Genomic DNA, 15,430 nt, shown 5'->3' with positions numbered 1-15,430 from the left:
ACCCGTACGCACGTTGGAGCGCTGATGGCCCCCAAGATCACCGTGATCGGCACCGGCTACCTCGGGGCCACGCACGCGGCCGCCATGGCCGAGCTCGGCTTCGACGTGCTGGGGCTGGACATCGTTCCCGAGAAGATCGAGATGCTCGCGCAGGGCCGGGTCCCGCTGTACGAACCGGGGCTGGAGGAACTGCTGCGGCGGCACGTCGCCGGGTTCGAGGGGGCCAGCGGTCGGCTGCGGTTCACCACCTCCTGGGAAGAGGCCGGCGAGTTCGGCGACATCCACTTCGTCTGCGTGAACACCCCGCAGAAGCACGGCGAGTACGCCTGCGACATGTCGTACGTGGACAGCGCCTTCGAATCGCTCGCCCCCCACCTGCACCGCCCCGCCCTCGTCGTCGGCAAGTCCACCGTCCCCGTCGGCAGCGCCGAGCGGCTCGCCGCCCGCCTCGCCGAGCTGGCCCCCGCCGGCGCCGAGGCCGAGCTGGCCTGGAACCCGGAGTTCCTGCGCGAGGGGTTCGCCGTCCAGGACACCCTGCACCCGGACCGCATCGTCGTCGGCGTCGCGAGCGACAGCGCCGAGCGGCGGCTGCGGGAGGTCTACGCCCAGCCGATCGCCGAGGGCTCGCCCTTCGTCGTCACCGACTTCCCCACCGCCGAACTGGTCAAGACCGCCGCCAACTCGTTCCTCGCCACCAAGATCTCCTTCATCAACGCCATGGCCGAGGTCTGCGAGGCCGCCGACGGCGACGTCGCCAAGCTCGCCGAGGCGATCGGGCACGACGAGCGGATCGGGCGGAAGTTCCTGCGCGCCGGCATCGGCTTCGGCGGCGGCTGCCTCCCCAAGGACATCCGCGCCTTCATGGCCCGCGCGGGCGAGCTGGGCGCCGACCAGGCGCTGACGTTCCTCCGCGAGGTCGACTCCATCAACATGCGGCGCCGCGGCCACATGGTCGAGTTCGCCCGCGAGGCGGTCGGCGGCTCGTTCCTCGGCAAGCGCATCGCGGTCCTCGGCGCCACCTTCAAGCCGGACTCCGACGACGTACGGGACTCCCCCGCCCTCAATGTCGCCGGGCAGATCCATCTCCAGGGCGGCCAGGTCACCGTCTACGACCCCAAGGGCATGGACAACGCCCGCGCGCTCTTCCCCACCCTCGGGTACGCGCCGACCGCCGTCGACGCCGCGCAGGGCGCCCACGCCGTGCTGCACCTGACCGAGTGGCGCGAGTTCCGCGAGCTGGACCCCGCCGAGCTGGGCAAGGCAGTCTCCGAGCCCTTCATCCTCGACGGGCGCAACGCCCTCGACCCCGAGCTGTGGCGCGCGGCGGGCTGGACGTACCGGGCACTGGGCCGCCCCCGCGCCTGAGCGCCGAGGTTGGGCGACGCCCCCGGCCCCTGAGCCACGCACTCGGCCAGACCTGAACCTGAGCGCCCGGCTCGGGCGGCGCCCCCGCCCCGCGCCCCAACACCGCGCGAAGACGCCCGGGACCGCTGCGCTGCGGTCCCGGGCGTCTTGCGCGTCGTCCGTACGCGTCAGTGGCGCGCGGTCTTCTTCACGCTCACCTCATCGGCGCTCACCAGCACATACCGGTGGTTGAACTGCACGGTGTAGTACTTCTTCGCGCCCTTGACCACCAACTGCTGGGACGGCGAGAAGTCGACGGCGCCGACCGGCGGCTGGTCGGCGACGTACGCCTGGCCGGCCGGGATCGCGTAGTTCTTCGCCGTCAGGGCCTCCTGCTTGGACGGGGAGACGCCCTTGGGGTACTCGGCGGCGTCCGGGTACGCGGTCCCGTACACCTTGGCGGCGTCCTTGCCGGGGGCGGTGATGATCCGTACGCCCTTGGCGGGGGTCGTGTTCTTGCCGCCCGGGTTGTGGATCCAGCCCTTCTGGCCGCCGTACCAGATGGCGGTCCAGTCGCCCTGCTTCTCGGCGACGACGAACTTCTGGCCGGCCTGGACGGTGGTGGTCCAGTCCGACACGTCGTCGCTGCCCTTGTCGTCCTTGCCGCCGTGCACGACGGGGTCGAGGAGGAGCGGGGCGTCCGCGCGGGGCTCCGTGCGGACGAACAGGGCGCTGGACGGGCCGGTCACCGGGCCGCACTTCTTGATGACGCCGGACGGGTCGTCGTTGGGGCAGATGTTGTACGTCTGCTGGTTCTTCTCGAAGCCCGGGGTGATCGTCACGGCGGTGCCGACGGGGCCGACGCCGCGCCTGCCCGCGTCGACGGGGGCGCCGATCATGCGCATGAAGCGGGTCCAGTCCCAGCCGTTGCCCGGGTCCCAGTGCATGCCGGCGAGGGTGCCGTTCGAGGGGCCGGGGACGTTGTCGTGGCCGAGGATGTGCTGCCGGTCGAGCGGCACGTCGTACCGCTCGGCCAGGTACTTCACGAGCTTGGCGGTCTGCTCGTAGGCCGCCGTGGTGTACCACTGGGCGCCGTGGGCGGAGAAGCCCTCGTGCTCGATCTGGACGGCGTGCAGATTGCTGTCGTAATTGCCGTCGCCGAACGCCACGTCCTTGTTCGGCACCATCTGCGTGACCTCGCCGTCCGAGGAGCGCATCACGTACTGCGCCGACGATCCGCCCGCCGTCTGGAAGGTCTTGATCGCGTTCTCGTACGAGCCCTCGGTCGTGTGCAGCACGATCTGCGTGATCTTGATGCCGTTGGCCGGGCGGTTGGAGACCTGGCCGTTGGAGGCCGCCGCCGGGACGAACTTGCAGTTCATCGACGGCGGGCACTCCGCCTTGGGCGAGCCGCCGTCCTTCAGCTTCAGCTTGCCGTACTGGGCGGCCAGCGGCTTCGCGGCCGGCTGGGCCTTCATCGTCACCGAGCCGCCGTCCGCCGCCTCGCGCTTCGCGCCGTTCTTGATGGTGGCGAACACGCCGTCGACGTACGCCGCCGCGGCCTTGCGGTCGGTCAGCCGGCTGTACTTGGCGACCGCGGCGGTCCACTGCGCCGGGTCCTGCGCGGTGCCTCCGGTGAGCTGCTTCTGGTACGCGGCGAGGAGGGCCGCGCCGCCGCGGATGTTCTCCTTCTGGTCGTGCTGGAGCTTCTCGGCGGGGACGCCGGTCAGCTTCGCGGCGGCCCGCAGGGTGTGCAGCTCGGGGTGGTCGGTGAACGACGTGAGGTCGGAGCGGCCGGCCGCGCCCGCGGCGCCGCCGGAGACCATCTTCGACGTCACGTCGGTGAGGTTCATCAGGCCCCAGCCGCCGGTGTTGCTGTAACCGGTGTGGTGCTGCCAGCCGGATTCCTGGTGCGCCACGCCGAGCAGGACGGGCAGCGGCACGTTGAACTCATCCGCGGCCGCGGCGAAATCGGCCTGGGTGGTCGGCGACTTCGGATCGGCCTCGGTCATCGCCTGGGCGATGGAGGGCAGGAAAGCGAAAGCGCCTACGGCCAGCGCGCCGCCGACGGCAGCCGTCGGCAGCCAACGCTTTTTCCGCTTGTGCAAAGAGGTTCCCTTCAATGCGACGGTGCGCGATGCGCGGGCTCCCTCGTCAGGAGGGTCATCGACTCGCCCGGCACGCACCCAAAGGAGTGGGGGTGAGGGCGCTCAATTCCCGTACGGGCGCGCCGAAGTGGACGGGGACCACCGCGGCGGGACGGATTCGGGCGCCGCATGACATCAGATCAGAAAAACATTCCAGATCCCAGGGCGGAGTGAGCGATGACACGGTAGTGAGGGGTTTCCGACCCCATTACGAGCAACACCGCCCGCACCTTTATCCGGACCTTTCACCCTTTCGCAGCACCGCCCCGGCTTTCGCGGCATCGCGGTGCCCCGGCCGCTTCTCGCAATTCCGAACGGCCCTTACGCCGTTTCGGTACCGCTTGCCGTTCCGGGCCGCTCCGGCATGTCGCGGGCCCCCGCGCCCGCCGGGCCCGCGCCCCGCGCCCGCCGGCCGTTCGCCTCGGCCGCCCTGGCCGCTTTGTTCGCCTGGGTCGCCGTGTTCGCCTTGTTCGCCCGGTACGCGCGCATCTTGGCGCGGCTCCCGCACACCGCCATCGAGCACCACCGGCCGCGCCCCGCCGGGCTGCGGTCGTAGAAGACCCACTGGCAGTCATGGGCCTCGCACGCCTTGAGCCGGGGCCAGGTCCCGTCCGCGGCCGCCGTCGCGACGGCCGCGGCGATACGGGCCGTGAGCGCGGCGAGCCCCGTGAGGCCGCTCGCGGGGCGCAGGGCCGCGCCGCCCCGCCCGTCCACCGCGAGCACCAGCGGGCCGGCCGCGAACAGCCGGTCCAGGTCCGCGACGCCGGAGGGTGCGAGATCCGCGCCCGTATGGGCCAGGCAGACGGTCCGCAGCGCCTCGCGCAGCTCCTGGGCCCCGGCCCGTTCGCGCTCGGCGAGCCCGAAGCGGGCCAGTCCACCGGCGGCCGCCAGGGCGTCCTGCCCGGTCTCCACGTCGAGGGTGTTGACCAGGTCCTGGACGAGGGCGAGGCCGCCGGGCGCCGCTCTTTCCGCGCTCACGCCCACGACCTTCCCGCACTCATGGTTGCGACGTTACCCCCATTGCGGGAGTATGCAGTAACGGTTACCAACAGACAGCCTTTACCAGTAACGCAACCCGACGTCTGACGACGTCCGTTGCTGTCCCTTGCCGTGACTTCAGGAGGAACCATGGCCATCGCCACGCTCGGCGCCGTCGTGCTGGACTGCCCCGACCCCCTCGCACTCGCCGGCTTCTACGCCGAGCTGCTGGGCGGGAAGGTGGTCGACGAGGGCGACGGATGGGTGGAGCTGGTCGGTGCGGAGGGGCCCGTGCTGGCCTTCCAGGAGGCCCCCGACCATGTGCCGCCCCGCTGGCCGGAGCCCGGCGCGCCGCAGCAGTTCCACCTCGACCTGCGCGTACCGGTGATCGACGAGGTGCACGAGCGCGTCCTGGCGCTCGGGGCGCGGCTGCTCGACGACAATGGCGGAAAACCGCGTTCGTGGCGCATTTATGCCGATCCCGCGGGGCACCCGTTCTGTCTGTGCGGTCGGTGACCGCGCTGTCCAGGGGCCGGCCGACAACCGAGGAGGAGACCTCATGCCCATCGCGAAGATCCGCGTCACCGTCGTGGACTGTCCCGAACCGCTGCGGCTCGCCGAGTTCTACGCCCACGTCCTCGGCGGGCGGATCGAGGGCGACGCCGACGCGGACTGGGTCGACCTGTACACGCCCGACGGGCAGCGGCTCGCCTTCCAGCGCGCGCCCGGCTTCACCCCGCCGAAGTGGCCGCGCGCGGACGACAACTCCCAGCAGATCCATCTCGACTTCGACGTCGACGACATGGAGGCGCGCCAGGAGCAGGTGATGGCGCTGGGGGCGACCGCGCTCGACCTCGACGACGACGGGGGCAAACGGGATTTCCGGGTCTTCGCGGACCCCGTCGGGCACCCGTTCTGCCTGATCAGGCCGTCTGCTTGAGCAGGTCCTCTGCTTGAGCAAGTCCTCTGCTTGAGCAAGTCCTCTGCTTGAGCAAGTCCTCTGCTTGAGCAAGTCCTCTGCTTGAGCAAGTCCTCTGCTTGAGCAGGTCCTCTGCTTGAGCAGGGCGTAACAGGCCATAGCAAAAGAGGCCGGGGCCGAACGTCGGCCCCGGCCCTTTATCCGGTCCGCTCAGCGCCGCGCCCCGTCGAGGCGGGCGATCGTCGCCATCGACGGGGCGCGGCGCGGCCCGCCGGCCCGCGCCGTGAACTCCGCGCCGCGCAGCACGCGCAGCGTGTTCTCCCACGTCAGCTTGGCGATGTCGGTCTCGGACCAGCCGCGGTCGAGGAGTTCCGCGATCAGGTACGGGTAGCGGGAGGCGTCCTCCAGGCCCCGCGGGCGGGGCAGCGGCTCGTACGTACCGTCCGTCGCGGTCGCGGGCTCCGTCTCCGGGCCGCCGTCGTAGCAGCCGCTGAGCCCGACGTGGCTCGCGCCCGCCACCTCCCGTACGTGGTCGAGGTGGTCGGCGACGTCCGCGAGCGTCGCGGGTCCGGTGCCCCGCGCCATGCGCGCCGGCTCGAACGTGACCATGCACAGCCCGCCGTTGACCGGCAGCCGTTCCAGGATGTCGTCGGGGACGTCGCCCGGCCGGCCGGTCAGCGCGGCCGCCGCGGAGTGCGAGAAGAGGACCGGGGCCTTGGAGAGGGCCAGGGTGTGCCGCATGACGTCGATGGAGCTCATCGAGAGGTCGATGAGCATGCCGAGGCGGTTCATCTCGCGGATGACCTCCTCGCCGAAGAGGGTCAGGCCGCCCGCCCGCGGCTCGTCCAGCGCTGAGTCCGCCCAGGGGGTGTTGCGGTCGTGGGTGAGCGCCATGGTGCGTACGCCGAGGCCGTGCAGCCCGCGCAGGGTGCCCAGCGAACTGTCGATGGCGTGCCCGCTCGCGGCCCCGAGCAGCGAGGCGATCCGGCCGCGGTTGCGGGCGTCGCCGATCGCGTCGGCGGTGAGCGCGAGCCGCAGCGACTCCGGGTAGGAGCGGACCAGCGTGTGCACGAAGTCGATCTGGTCGAGGGTCGCGCTGACCGCCCGGTCCCCGACCGCGCCCGGCGGCACGTGTACGGACCAGAACTGCGCCCCGACGCCGCCCGCCCGCAGCGCCGGGAAGCTGGTGTGCAGCGTGGCGTCGGCGAGGTCGAGGTCGTAGTAGTGGCCCGGCGTCAGGTCGTGGCCCGACCGCAGCCGGAGCGTCCATGGCAGACCGTTGTGGCCGTCGGCCACGGGTCGTACGGCCAGGAGCTGACGCGCCCGGGTCACGGAGGCCGGATCGGCGGCGGGGGCCGGAACGGACGCGGTCTCGGACCCGGTGCGCGGCTCGGACGCGGTCCGGGCCATGGGACCGGTGGGCGGCGCGGAGCCGGCCCGGGTCTCGGGACCGGTGCGCGTCGCGGGGCCGGTACGGGCCGCGGAGTCGTTCTTGGGCGCGGCGTCGTTCTTGGTCACGGGGTCGGGCCCGGCCGCGGGCGCCGGGTCCGGCGCGGGCTCGGGGGCGGGGGCAGGGGTGAACGCTCGGGGGCTCCCCTGGAGGACGGGGGCTGTGTCGGCCATATAAGGGGCTCCGTGCTCGTTGCGGCGCAGGTACCGCCACGGTGACACGTGGGCCCCGCCGCGCCGCGCTCTGCGGCGCGTATGGGTTAGCACCGACTGGGCCGAGCGGCCCCATGCTCCGCCGGGGGCGGCCGAGCGGCCCCGTCACGGGCCGGGGGCGGTCCGGGCCGAGGCGGGCCGCCCCCGCCACCGTCAGTCCTGCGGCGCCGCCCCGTCCAGTTCCTCGATGGTCGCGTTGGACGGGCCCCGCCGGCTCTGGAGGTCGCGCGCGACGTCCTCGGCCGCGCGGAGCGTGCGTACCGCGTTCCGCCAGGTGAGCTTGGACAGGTCGGCGGTGGACCATCGGCGGCGCAGCAGTTCGGCGATGAGGTTGGGGTAGCCGGAGACGTCTTCGAGGCCGGCCGGGGTGAAGGCGGTGCCGTCGAAGTCGCCGCCGATGCCGATGTGGTCGACGCCCGCGACCTCGCGCATGTGGTCGAGGTGGTCGGCGACGGTGGCGGCGGTGGCCATGGGCCGGGGGTGGGCGGCCTCGTACGCGCGCTGGACCCGCTTCCCCTCGGCGGTGGTGTCGAGGTGGTGCAGGCCGTGGGCGCGCATGTTCTCGTCGGCGGCCAGGGTCCAGGCGACCGCCTCCGGGAGGATGAACTTGGGCACGAACGTCGCCATCGCCGTGCCGCCGTTGGCCGCGAGGGACTCCAGCACGTCGTCCGGGATGTTGCGCGGGTGGTCGCAGACGGCGCGCGCGGAGGAGTGCGAGAAGAGCACCGGGGCCTCGCTGACGCGCAGCGCGTCGCGCATCGTGGCGGGCGCGACGTGCGAGAGGTCGACGAGCATGCCGATCCGGTTCATCTCCCGGACGACCTCCTCGCCGAAGCGGGTGAGGCCGTCCGCGCGCGGCTCGTCCGTCGCCGAGTCGGCCCACGCGACGTTGTCGTTGTGGGTGAGGGTCAGGTAGCGCACGCCGAGCGCGTACAGCGCGCGCAGGGTGGCGAGGGAGTCGTCGATGCTGTGGCCGCCCTCGGCGCCCATGAGGGAGGCGATGCGGCCCTCGGCCCGCGCCTGCTCCATGTCGTCCGCGGTGAACGCGAGCCGCAGGTCCTGCGGGTAGCGGTCGGCCAGTTGCCGTACGCAGTCGATCTGTTCGAGGGTCGCGCTGACCGCGTGGCCGCCGGGGAGGTCGCTGCGTACGTACACGGACCAGAACTGGGCGCCGACGCCGCCGGCCCGCAGCCGCGGCAGGTCGGTGTGCAGGTCGTCGCTCTGGTCGGCGGCGATGTCGCGCCGGTCGAGGTCGTAGCGGACCTGTTCGCGCAGCGCCCAGGGGAGGTCGTTGTGGCCGTCGACCACGGGGTGGTCGGCGAGCAGTGCGTGGGCCCTGGCCAGGAAATCGTCCGTCTCGGCCGTGCCGCCCGCGGCGGAGGCCCCGGCGGCGCCGGGAGTCCCAGCGGTCCCCGCGGCACCCGCCGTCTCGTTCGTCTCGGACACCTCTGACTCCTCCGTCATAGTCGCTCGCCGCCGAAGTTACGCGGTTACTCGCCGCCGAAGTGACGTGCTGCCGAAACCGCAGCTCGCCGCCGGCACCCTCACTTGCCGCCGAAGCCGAACCCGCCCGACCGGCGGCCGTCCACCTTGGCCCGCAGCCGCTTGCCCTTCTCCGTGGCCTGCTCGTTCAGCTCGTCCTGGAAATGGCGCATACGGCCCAGCAGCTCGCCGTCGTGCGCGGCGAGCATCCGGACCGCGAGCAGCCCCGCGTTGCGGGCGCCGCCCACCGAGACCGTGGCGACCGGGACGCCGGCCGGCATCTGCACGATGGACAGCAGCGAGTCCATGCCGTCGAGGTACTTGAGCGGCACGGGCACGCCGATCACCGGCAGCGGCGTCACGGAGGCCAGCATGCCGGGCAGGTGGGCCGCGCCGCCGGCGCCCGCGATGACCGCCTTGAGGCCGCGGTCCGCGGCGCGCTCGCCGTAGTCGATCATCTCGCGCGGCATCCGGTGCGCGGAGACGACGTCGACCTCGTACGGGACCTCGAACTCGTCGAGGGCCTGGGCGGCGGCCTCCATGACGGGCCAGTCGGAGTCCGAGCCCATGACGATGCCGATCTTCGGGGCGGCGCCCGCGTCGGAGCCGTTCGCGGGGGTGGTGCCGGGCGGCGTGGGCGCGCTCATTCGGTGATCGTTCCTCGCAGGTATCCGGCGGCGTGGCTCGCGCGCTCCCGCACGTCGGCCAGGTCGTCGCCGTAGGTGTTGACGTGCCCGACCTTACGGCCCGGCTTCACGTCCTTTCCGTACATATGGATCTTGAGGCCCGGGTCGCGCGCCATGCAATGGAGGTAGGCGGCGTACATGTCCGGATAGTCGCCGCCGAGCACGTTGGCCATCACGGTCCACGGGGCGCGCGGCCGGGGGTCGCCCAGCGGCAGGTCCAGCACGGCCCGTACGTGGTTGGCGAACTGCGAGGTGACCGCGCCGTCCTGGGTCCAGTGGCCGGAGTTGTGCGGGCGCATCGCCAACTCGTTGACGAGGACGCGCCCGTCGGGCGTCTCGAACAGCTCGACGGCCAGGTGGCCGACGACGCCCAGCTCCTTCGCGATCTTCAGGGCCAGCTCCTGCGCGGTGGCGGACAGCTCGGGGGCGAGGTCCGGCGCGGGCGCGATCACGGTGTCGCAGACGCCGTCGACCTGGATCGACTCGACCACGGGGTAGGCGACGGCCTGGCCGTGCGGGGACCGTACGACGTTGGCGGCCAGCTCGCGGGCGAAGCCGACCTTCTCCTCGGCGAGCACCGGCACCCCGGCCCGGAACGGCTCGGCGGCGTCCGCCTCGCTCCGTACGATCCAGACGCCCTTGCCGTCGTAGCCGCCGCGCACCGTCTTGAGCACGACCGGGAAGCCGTCGCCCTCGGCCGCGAAGCGCGCCACGTCGGCGGGGTCCGCCACGATGCGGTGCCGGGGGCAGGGCGCCCCGATCTCCGTGAGCCTCGCCCGCATCACGCCCTTGTCCTGCGCGTGCACCAGCGCGTCGGGGCCGGGGCGTACGGGCACGCCGTCCGCCTCCAGGGCGCGCAGGTGCTCCGTGGGCACATGCTCGTGGTCGAAGGTGATCACATCGCAGCCCTGTGCGAAGGCACGAAGAGTCGCCAGGTCGCGGTAGTCGCCGATGACGACATCGCCGACGACCTGCGCCGCGGACTCCTGCGGGGTATCGCTGAGCAGCTTGAACCTGATGCCGAGGGGGATGCCTGCCTCGTGGGTCATACGGGCGAGCTGACCGCCGCCGACCATGCCGACTACCGGGAACGTCACGCGGTCCAGGGTATCCGCCCGGCCGGATACCGCCGCCCCGGCCTTGGACGTTCCTCCAAGCACCCCTATGATCGACGCAGTTTGACGCGTACCCGACGCGTTCGGCCGTCGGCGCCGGTTGCCGTGCCGGGCGCTCCGCTGTATCAGCCGCCATCCGCACCGCTGTGACCAGCCGGAGCGCCCCCCGCGGCCACCCCATTGCCCAGCCACGGGAGCACGCTTCGGGGTCGCTGGTTAGCATGAAGAAGCCGGACCAGCACTGACCAACGGCCGACCGGCACTGGCCTACGCTGACCGACACCCGACTTTCGCCGGACTCTGGAGCTTGAAGATCACTATGGGTGAACCGAGCACACTGCGTTCCCGGGCGGATCGGCTGATCCGCGAGGTCGCCAAGTTCGGGGCGGTCGGGGGCGCGGGCGTGCTCGTCAATCTCGCGGTCTTCAACCTCGTACGGCACGTCAGCGAGCTGCCCGTGGTGCGCGCCAGCATCGTGGCGACGGCCGTCTCGATCATCTTCAACTACGTGGGGTTCCGCTACTTCACCTACCGCGACCGGGACAAGCAGGGGCGCACGAAGGAACTCTCGCTGTTCCTGCTGTTCAGCGCCATCGGCCTGGTGATCGAGAACGGCACGCTCTACACGGCGACGTACGGCTTCCACTGGGACAGCCCGCTGCAGAGCAACGTCTTCAAGTTCCTCGGCATCGGCATCGCCACCCTCTTCCGCTTCTGGTCCTACCGGACCTGGGTGTTCAAGGCGCTGCCCGCGCGCGAGGCGGTGGAGACCGCTGAATCGTTCCTGACGGACCCGCGCACCCACGTCCGGGTCATCAACAAGTAGCCGGCCCCACCTCCCGGGGGGCTCAGGGCTCCCGCGACTCCCGCGCCTGGTCCGCGTCCCGGCTCAGGAACAGCGCGAAGACCGGCGGGTACCCCTGGAGCAGTTCCAGCCGTCCGCCGTCCGCCTCGGCGAGGTCGCGGGCGACGGCGAGCCCGAGCCCCGTCGAGTTCCGGCCGCTGACCGTACGCTCGAAGACCCGCGAGCCGAGGTCCGCCGGGACCCCGCGGCCCTCGTCGGAGACCTCCACGACGGCCTGGTTGCCGGTGACGCGGGTGCGCAGCGCGACCGTGCCGTCCCCGTGCATGAGCGAGTTCTCGATGAGGGTGGCCAGCACCTGCGAGACCGCGCCCGGCGTGCCGACGGCCCGCAGCCCCTGCTTGCCGGAGCGGACGATGGCGCGGCCCTCGCTGCGGGAGGCGGGCCGCCACTCCTCGATCTGCTGCTTGACGACCTCGTCGAGGTCGAAGGTGACGGCCGAACCGGACTGCGGGTCCCGCGAGTTGGTCAGCAGCCGCTGCACGACGTCGGTGAGCCGCTCCACCTGCGTCAGCGCGATCGTCGCCTCCTCCTTGACCGTCTCGGGGTCGTCGGTGAGCGTGATCTCCTCCAGCCGCATGGAGAGCGCGGTCAGGGGGGTGCGGAGCTGGTGCGAGGCGTCGGCGGCGAGCCGGCGCTCGGCGGTGAGCATCCGGGCGATCCGTTCGGCGCTGGCGTCGAGGACGTCGGCGACCCGGTCCAGCTCGGCGACGCCGTAGCGGCGGTGGCGGGGCCGGGGGTCGCCGGAGCCGAGCCGCTCGGCGGTCTCGGCGAGGTCGGTGAGCGGGGTCGCGAGCCGGTTCGCCTGCCGTACGGCCAGGAAGACGGCGGCGACGACGGCGAGCAGCGCCACCCCGAGGATGACCATCAGGGTGCGGCCGATCTCCTGGCTGACGGTGGTGCGGGACTCCACGACCGTGATGGTCTCGCCGCGCTCGCCCTTCTGGGTGGCGGTGATGACCTCGCCCGCCGGGTGCTCGCCCACCTCGATGGCGGCGCGGCCGGGGATCTCGATCTTGGCGTAGCGGTTCGGGGTGATCTGCTCGCGCAGCACGCCGGAGGCCACCCGTTCGCCGCCCAGGAGCCGGCTGTCGACGATGCTGACCAGCCGTACGGCCTCGGACTGCACGCTTTCCTGCGCGCTGCTCTCGATCGTGCGGGTCTCCACGATGACGAGCGAGATGCCGAAGACGGCGATCACGACGAGCACCACGGCGAGCGTGGAATTGATCAGACGGCGGCGCACTGTGCCCTCCGGGGCGGGGTGGTACGAGTCTGGGCCCCCGGGCGGGGCGCCCGCGCGGGACGCGCCGCGGCGGCGCGCTCGACCCGTGCCGCGGGCCGCGGACCGTACGGCCGCCGGCCCCCGCCCGCCGGGGTCATGAGGCCGGCGGTCTGCGCCCTTCCGGGTGGCTGCCGCCGGTCACGGCGTCAGCTCTTCTCGAAGCGGAAGCCGACGCCGCGCACCGTGGCGATGTAGCGCGGGTTGGCGGCGTCGTCGCCGAGCTTCTTGCGGAGCCAGGAGATGTGCATGTCGAGCGTCTTGGTCGACGACCACCAGGTGGTGTCCCAGACCTCGCGCATGAGCTGGTCGCGGGTGACGACCCGGCCGGCGTCGCGGACCAGCACCCGCAGCAGGTCGAACTCCTTGGCGGTGAGCTGGAGTTCCTCGTCGGCCATCCAGGCGCGGTGCGACTCGACATCGATCCGCACGCCGTGCGTGGCCGGCGGCTGCTGGGCGGACTCGACGGCGCCGCGCCGCAGCAGGGCCCGTACCCGGGCGAGCAGTTCGGCGAGGCGGAACGGCTTGGTGACGTAGTCGTCGGCCCCGGCGTCCAGGCCGACCACGGTGTCCACCTCGTCGGCGCGGGCGGTGAGCACCAGCACGGGGAAGCCGTGGCCCTCCGTGCGCAATCGTCGGCAGACCTCCAGGCCGTCCATGCCTGGGAGACCGAGGTCGAGTACGAGCAGGTCCACGCCTCCCTGGAGGCCGGCGTCGAGCGCCGTGGGACCGTCCTCGCGCACCTCGACCTCGTACCCCTCGCGGCGCAGCGCGCGTGCGAGCGGCTCCGAGATGGACGCGTCATCCTCGGCGAGCAGTACTCGGGTCATGGGGTGATGGTAGTCCGCTCGGCCGCACGTCAGAGGTGCCCGCGCCTCGCCCTGCGAGTTCACTCACCCAACTGGCCTTTAACCTTCGAATATAGGCGGGTAGTTCCCGAATCTCCTGTGATCCATGTCTCAACTCCTTTCTTATCCGGGCGGGGTGTGACGTATGGTGACGGGACGTCTGCAGCACCACGGGGGGACCTTCGGCACTTAACACACGCCGGGGGTCTCTGTTGTGCACGGAGCTGGCACCCCCAGCCCCGATTCACAGTGAATGACCTGTCGGCCATGGTCCGCCCGCGCGCCCGCGCGCGGGCGGACGTGGATGCCGGTGTGCGGCTGTCCCAGCCGATGCTTCGATCCCGGGGTGTCGGTCCCCCCGGACGTGGGTTATGGGCGGTGCGGCCGCCGGTACCGGCCCACCCCCACCCGGGCGTGTGAGTTCTCCGCCACGCGTCCCGACCACACAAGGATCGACCATGGCGTCCAGCCTGACGAAGGGCACCGCCGAGCAGGGAACCCCTGCTTCCGGCGGCAAGACCTTCTTCGGCCACCCCCGCGGCCTGGCCACTCTCTTCATGACCGAGATGTGGGAGCGCTTCAGCTTCTACGGCATGAGGGCACTGCTCGTCCTTTACCTGATCTCCGGTGGACCGGATGCCAAGACCGGCGGTCAGGGCGGCGGCCTGGCGATGTCGCTCGCCACGGCGTCCGCGATCTACTCCGTCTACATGGCGACGGTCTACCTGCTGGCGATGCCCGGCGGCTGGATCGGCGACCGGGTCTGGGGCCCGCGCAAGACCGTCGCGATCGCGGCCAGCGTCATCGTCTGCGGCCACCTGGTGCTCGCCATCCCCGGCGCGCCGACGTTCTTCCTCGGCATGGTGCTCGTCGCGGTCGGCTCCGGCCTGCTGAAGGCCAACATCTCCACGATGGTCGGCCAGCTCTACGACGGCCCGCAGGACCCGCGCCGTGACAGCGGCTTCTCCATCTTCTACATCGGCATCAACGTGGGCGGCGTCGCCGCCCCGATCGCCGTCGGCACCGTCGGCCAGACCGTCAACTGGCACCTGGGCTTCGCGGTCGCCGCGCTCGGCATGGCGCTGGGCCTGATCCAGTTCCTGATCGGCACCCGCCACCTGAACCCGATCAGCAGCCAGGTCCCGACGCCGCTGGAGCGCGAGGAGCGCAACGCCTGGCTCCGCAAGGGCCTGATCTGGGTGGCCGTCGCGGCCGTCTTCTACACCGTGGTCGCCACCGCCGGGCTCTTCACGATCAACTGGGCGCTGATCCCGATCGCGCTGATCGGCCTGTTCACCCCGATCGCCGTGCTGTTCCGCATCAAGCGGGACAAGGAGCTGACCGCGCTCGAACAGACCAAGATGAGCGGTTACATCTGGTTCTTCGTCGCCGCCGCCGTGTTCTTCATGATCTTCGACCAGGCCGGCTCGACGCTGAACGTCTTCGCCGACAAGAACACCGCCTCCAAGGTCCTCGGCCTCGGCTTCCCGTCCTCCTGGTTCCAGTCGGTGAACTCGGCCTGGGTGATGGTGCTCGCGCCGTTCTTCGCCTGGATGTGGATGGCGCTGAACCGCCGCGGCAAGGAGCCGACCACCACGGTCAAGTTCGCCATGGCCATGGTGCTGATCGGCGCCTCGTACGTCATCTTCATCGTCCCGATGCTGATGACCCAGGACGGCTCGAAGGCCAGCCCGATGTGGCTGCTGACCGTCTACATGGTGCAGACGATGGGCGAGATGTGCCTCTCCCCCGTCGGCCTCTCGGTGACCACCAAGCTGGCGCCGCAGAAGTACGCCAGCCAGATGCTGGGCGTGTGGTTCCTCGCGGTCACCGCGGGCGACTGCGTGGTGACCCTCGCCGTCACCGCGGGCGCGGACCTCACCGGGGTCGCGGTCATCGCGGTGGAGGCGGCGCTGGCGGCCCTCGCCGGTGTGGCCATCTACCTCAACCGCAAGAAGGTCAGCGCGCTCCTGGGCGACGTCCGCTGACGCCATGGGCGCCATGGGCGCCCGCCTGACGACAGGGCCCCGGCCGCGGTTCTCCTACCGCGTCCGGGGCCCTTTCGCGTACGGGACGCCCTGTTCGTACGGGCTCGCTCTGTTCGT

At 71.7% G+C, this 15,430-nt stretch carries 12 protein-coding genes and 1 pseudogene; 5 read left to right on the top strand and 8 right to left on the bottom strand.

The features are described 5' to 3' along the window. The first annotated feature begins 24 nt into the window (after window positions 1–24). On the top strand, window positions 25–1,365 hold the full coding sequence (locus tag IF55_RS28855) for a UDP-glucose dehydrogenase family protein (protein ID WP_030890940.1): 1,341 nt from the start codon (window positions 25–27) through the stop codon (window positions 1,363–1,365). Between the two features lie 167 nt (window positions 1,366–1,532). On the opposite strand, the gene IF55_RS28850 is transcribed toward IF55_RS28855, so the two are convergent. Together IF55_RS28850 and IF55_RS28845 are read right to left on the bottom strand one after the other, a co-directional pair. Continuing rightward, complete coding sequence (locus IF55_RS28850; RefSeq protein ID WP_030890937.1) at window positions 1,533–3,452, bottom strand: peptidoglycan recognition protein family protein; 1,920 nt, start codon at window positions 3,450–3,452, stop codon at window positions 1,533–1,535. 501 nt (window positions 3,453–3,953) lie between these two features. After that, window positions 3,954–4,469 (bottom strand): annotated as a pseudogene (locus tag IF55_RS28845) (CGNR zinc finger domain-containing protein); the annotation flags it as partial. 150 nt (window positions 4,470–4,619) lie between these two features. On the opposite strand from IF55_RS28845, the gene IF55_RS28840 reads away from it, so the two are divergent. After that, entirely contained in the window at window positions 4,620–4,985 is a 366-nt protein-coding gene (locus IF55_RS28840) for a VOC family protein (RefSeq protein WP_030890932.1), read from the top strand. A 43-nt stretch (window positions 4,986–5,028) separates the two neighbouring features. Continuing rightward, complete coding sequence (locus IF55_RS28835; protein ID WP_048832664.1) at window positions 5,029–5,409, top strand: VOC family protein; 381 nt, start codon at window positions 5,029–5,031, stop codon at window positions 5,407–5,409. A 189-nt stretch (window positions 5,410–5,598) separates the two neighbouring features. On the opposite strand, the gene IF55_RS28830 is transcribed toward IF55_RS28835, so the two are convergent. The 4 genes from IF55_RS28830 to IF55_RS28815 form a co-directional block, all read right to left on the bottom strand. Next, window positions 5,599–7,011, bottom strand: a complete 1,413-nt coding sequence (locus IF55_RS28830; protein ID WP_245661479.1) for a dipeptidase — start codon at window positions 7,009–7,011, stop codon at window positions 5,599–5,601. 192 nt (window positions 7,012–7,203) lie between these two features. Next, window positions 7,204–8,394 carry a dipeptidase gene (locus IF55_RS28825; RefSeq protein ID WP_030890924.1) on the bottom strand — a complete coding sequence of 397 codons (1,191 nt, stop codon included), beginning with the start codon at window positions 8,392–8,394 and terminating at the stop codon, window positions 7,204–7,206. 200 nt (window positions 8,395–8,594) lie between these two features. Then, a complete protein-coding gene (gene purE, locus IF55_RS28820) occupies window positions 8,595–9,179 on the bottom strand; it encodes a 5-(carboxyamino)imidazole ribonucleotide mutase (RefSeq protein WP_030890921.1) in 585 nt (194 codons plus the stop codon). Next, window positions 9,176–10,315 (bottom strand): 5-(carboxyamino)imidazole ribonucleotide synthase, encoded by a 1,140-nt coding sequence (locus IF55_RS28815; protein ID WP_030890919.1) that lies wholly within the window; start codon window positions 10,313–10,315, stop codon window positions 9,176–9,178. The genes purE and IF55_RS28815 overlap by 4 nt, the downstream gene beginning before the upstream one ends. 337 nt (window positions 10,316–10,652) lie before the next feature. On the opposite strand from IF55_RS28815, the gene IF55_RS28810 reads away from it, so the two are divergent. Next, entirely contained in the window at window positions 10,653–11,159 is a 507-nt protein-coding gene (locus IF55_RS28810) for a GtrA family protein (protein WP_030890915.1), read from the top strand. A gap of 22 nt (window positions 11,160–11,181) precedes the next feature. On the opposite strand, the gene IF55_RS28805 is transcribed toward IF55_RS28810, so the two are convergent. Together IF55_RS28805 and IF55_RS28800 are read right to left on the bottom strand one after the other, a co-directional pair. Continuing rightward, entirely contained in the window at window positions 11,182–12,441 is a 1,260-nt protein-coding gene (locus IF55_RS28805; RefSeq protein ID WP_030890913.1) for an ATP-binding protein, read from the bottom strand. Window positions 12,442–12,626: 185 nt separating this feature from the next. Continuing rightward, window positions 12,627–13,307, bottom strand: coding sequence for a response regulator transcription factor (locus tag IF55_RS28800; RefSeq protein WP_030890910.1), 681 nt, complete (start codon window positions 13,305–13,307; stop codon window positions 12,627–12,629). A 476-nt stretch (window positions 13,308–13,783) separates the two neighbouring features. On the opposite strand from IF55_RS28800, the gene IF55_RS28795 reads away from it, so the two are divergent. Continuing rightward, on the top strand, window positions 13,784–15,313 hold the full coding sequence (locus IF55_RS28795; RefSeq protein ID WP_030890908.1) for a peptide MFS transporter: 1,530 nt from the start codon (window positions 13,784–13,786) through the stop codon (window positions 15,311–15,313). Window positions 15,314–15,430 lie beyond the last annotated feature (117 nt).

It is taken from the genome of Streptomyces varsoviensis, assembly GCF_000718635.1.
Lineage (GTDB): Bacteria > Actinomycetota > Actinomycetes > Streptomycetales > Streptomycetaceae > Streptomyces > Streptomyces varsoviensis.
The sequence above is the reverse complement of the archived record's forward strand: the minus strand, read 5'-3'. Positions and strand labels throughout refer to the sequence as shown.

Bases quoted from the DNA above. Each gene is read 5' to 3' on its own strand.
- IF55_RS28835 (WP_048832664.1), top strand. From the start codon at position 5,029: ATGCCCATCGCGAAGATCCGCGTCACCGTCGTGGACTGTCCCGAACCG.
- IF55_RS28795 (WP_030890908.1), top strand. From the start codon at position 13,784: ATGGCGTCCAGCCTGACGAAGGGCACCGCCGAGCAGGGAACCCCTGCT.
- IF55_RS28800 (WP_030890910.1), bottom strand. From the start codon at position 13,307: ATGACCCGAGTACTGCTCGCCGAGGATGACGCGTCCATCTCGGAGCCG.
- purE (WP_030890921.1), bottom strand. From the start codon at position 9,179: ATGAGCGCGCCCACGCCGCCCGGCACCACCCCCGCGAACGGCTCCGAC.
- IF55_RS28810 (WP_030890915.1), top strand. From the start codon at position 10,653: ATGGGTGAACCGAGCACACTGCGTTCCCGGGCGGATCGGCTGATCCGC.
- IF55_RS28840 (WP_030890932.1), top strand. From the start codon at position 4,620: ATGGCCATCGCCACGCTCGGCGCCGTCGTGCTGGACTGCCCCGACCCC.
- IF55_RS28830 (WP_245661479.1), bottom strand. From the start codon at position 7,011: ATGGCCGACACAGCCCCCGTCCTCCAGGGGAGCCCCCGAGCGTTCACC.
- IF55_RS28855 (WP_030890940.1), top strand. From the start codon at position 25: ATGGCCCCCAAGATCACCGTGATCGGCACCGGCTACCTCGGGGCCACG.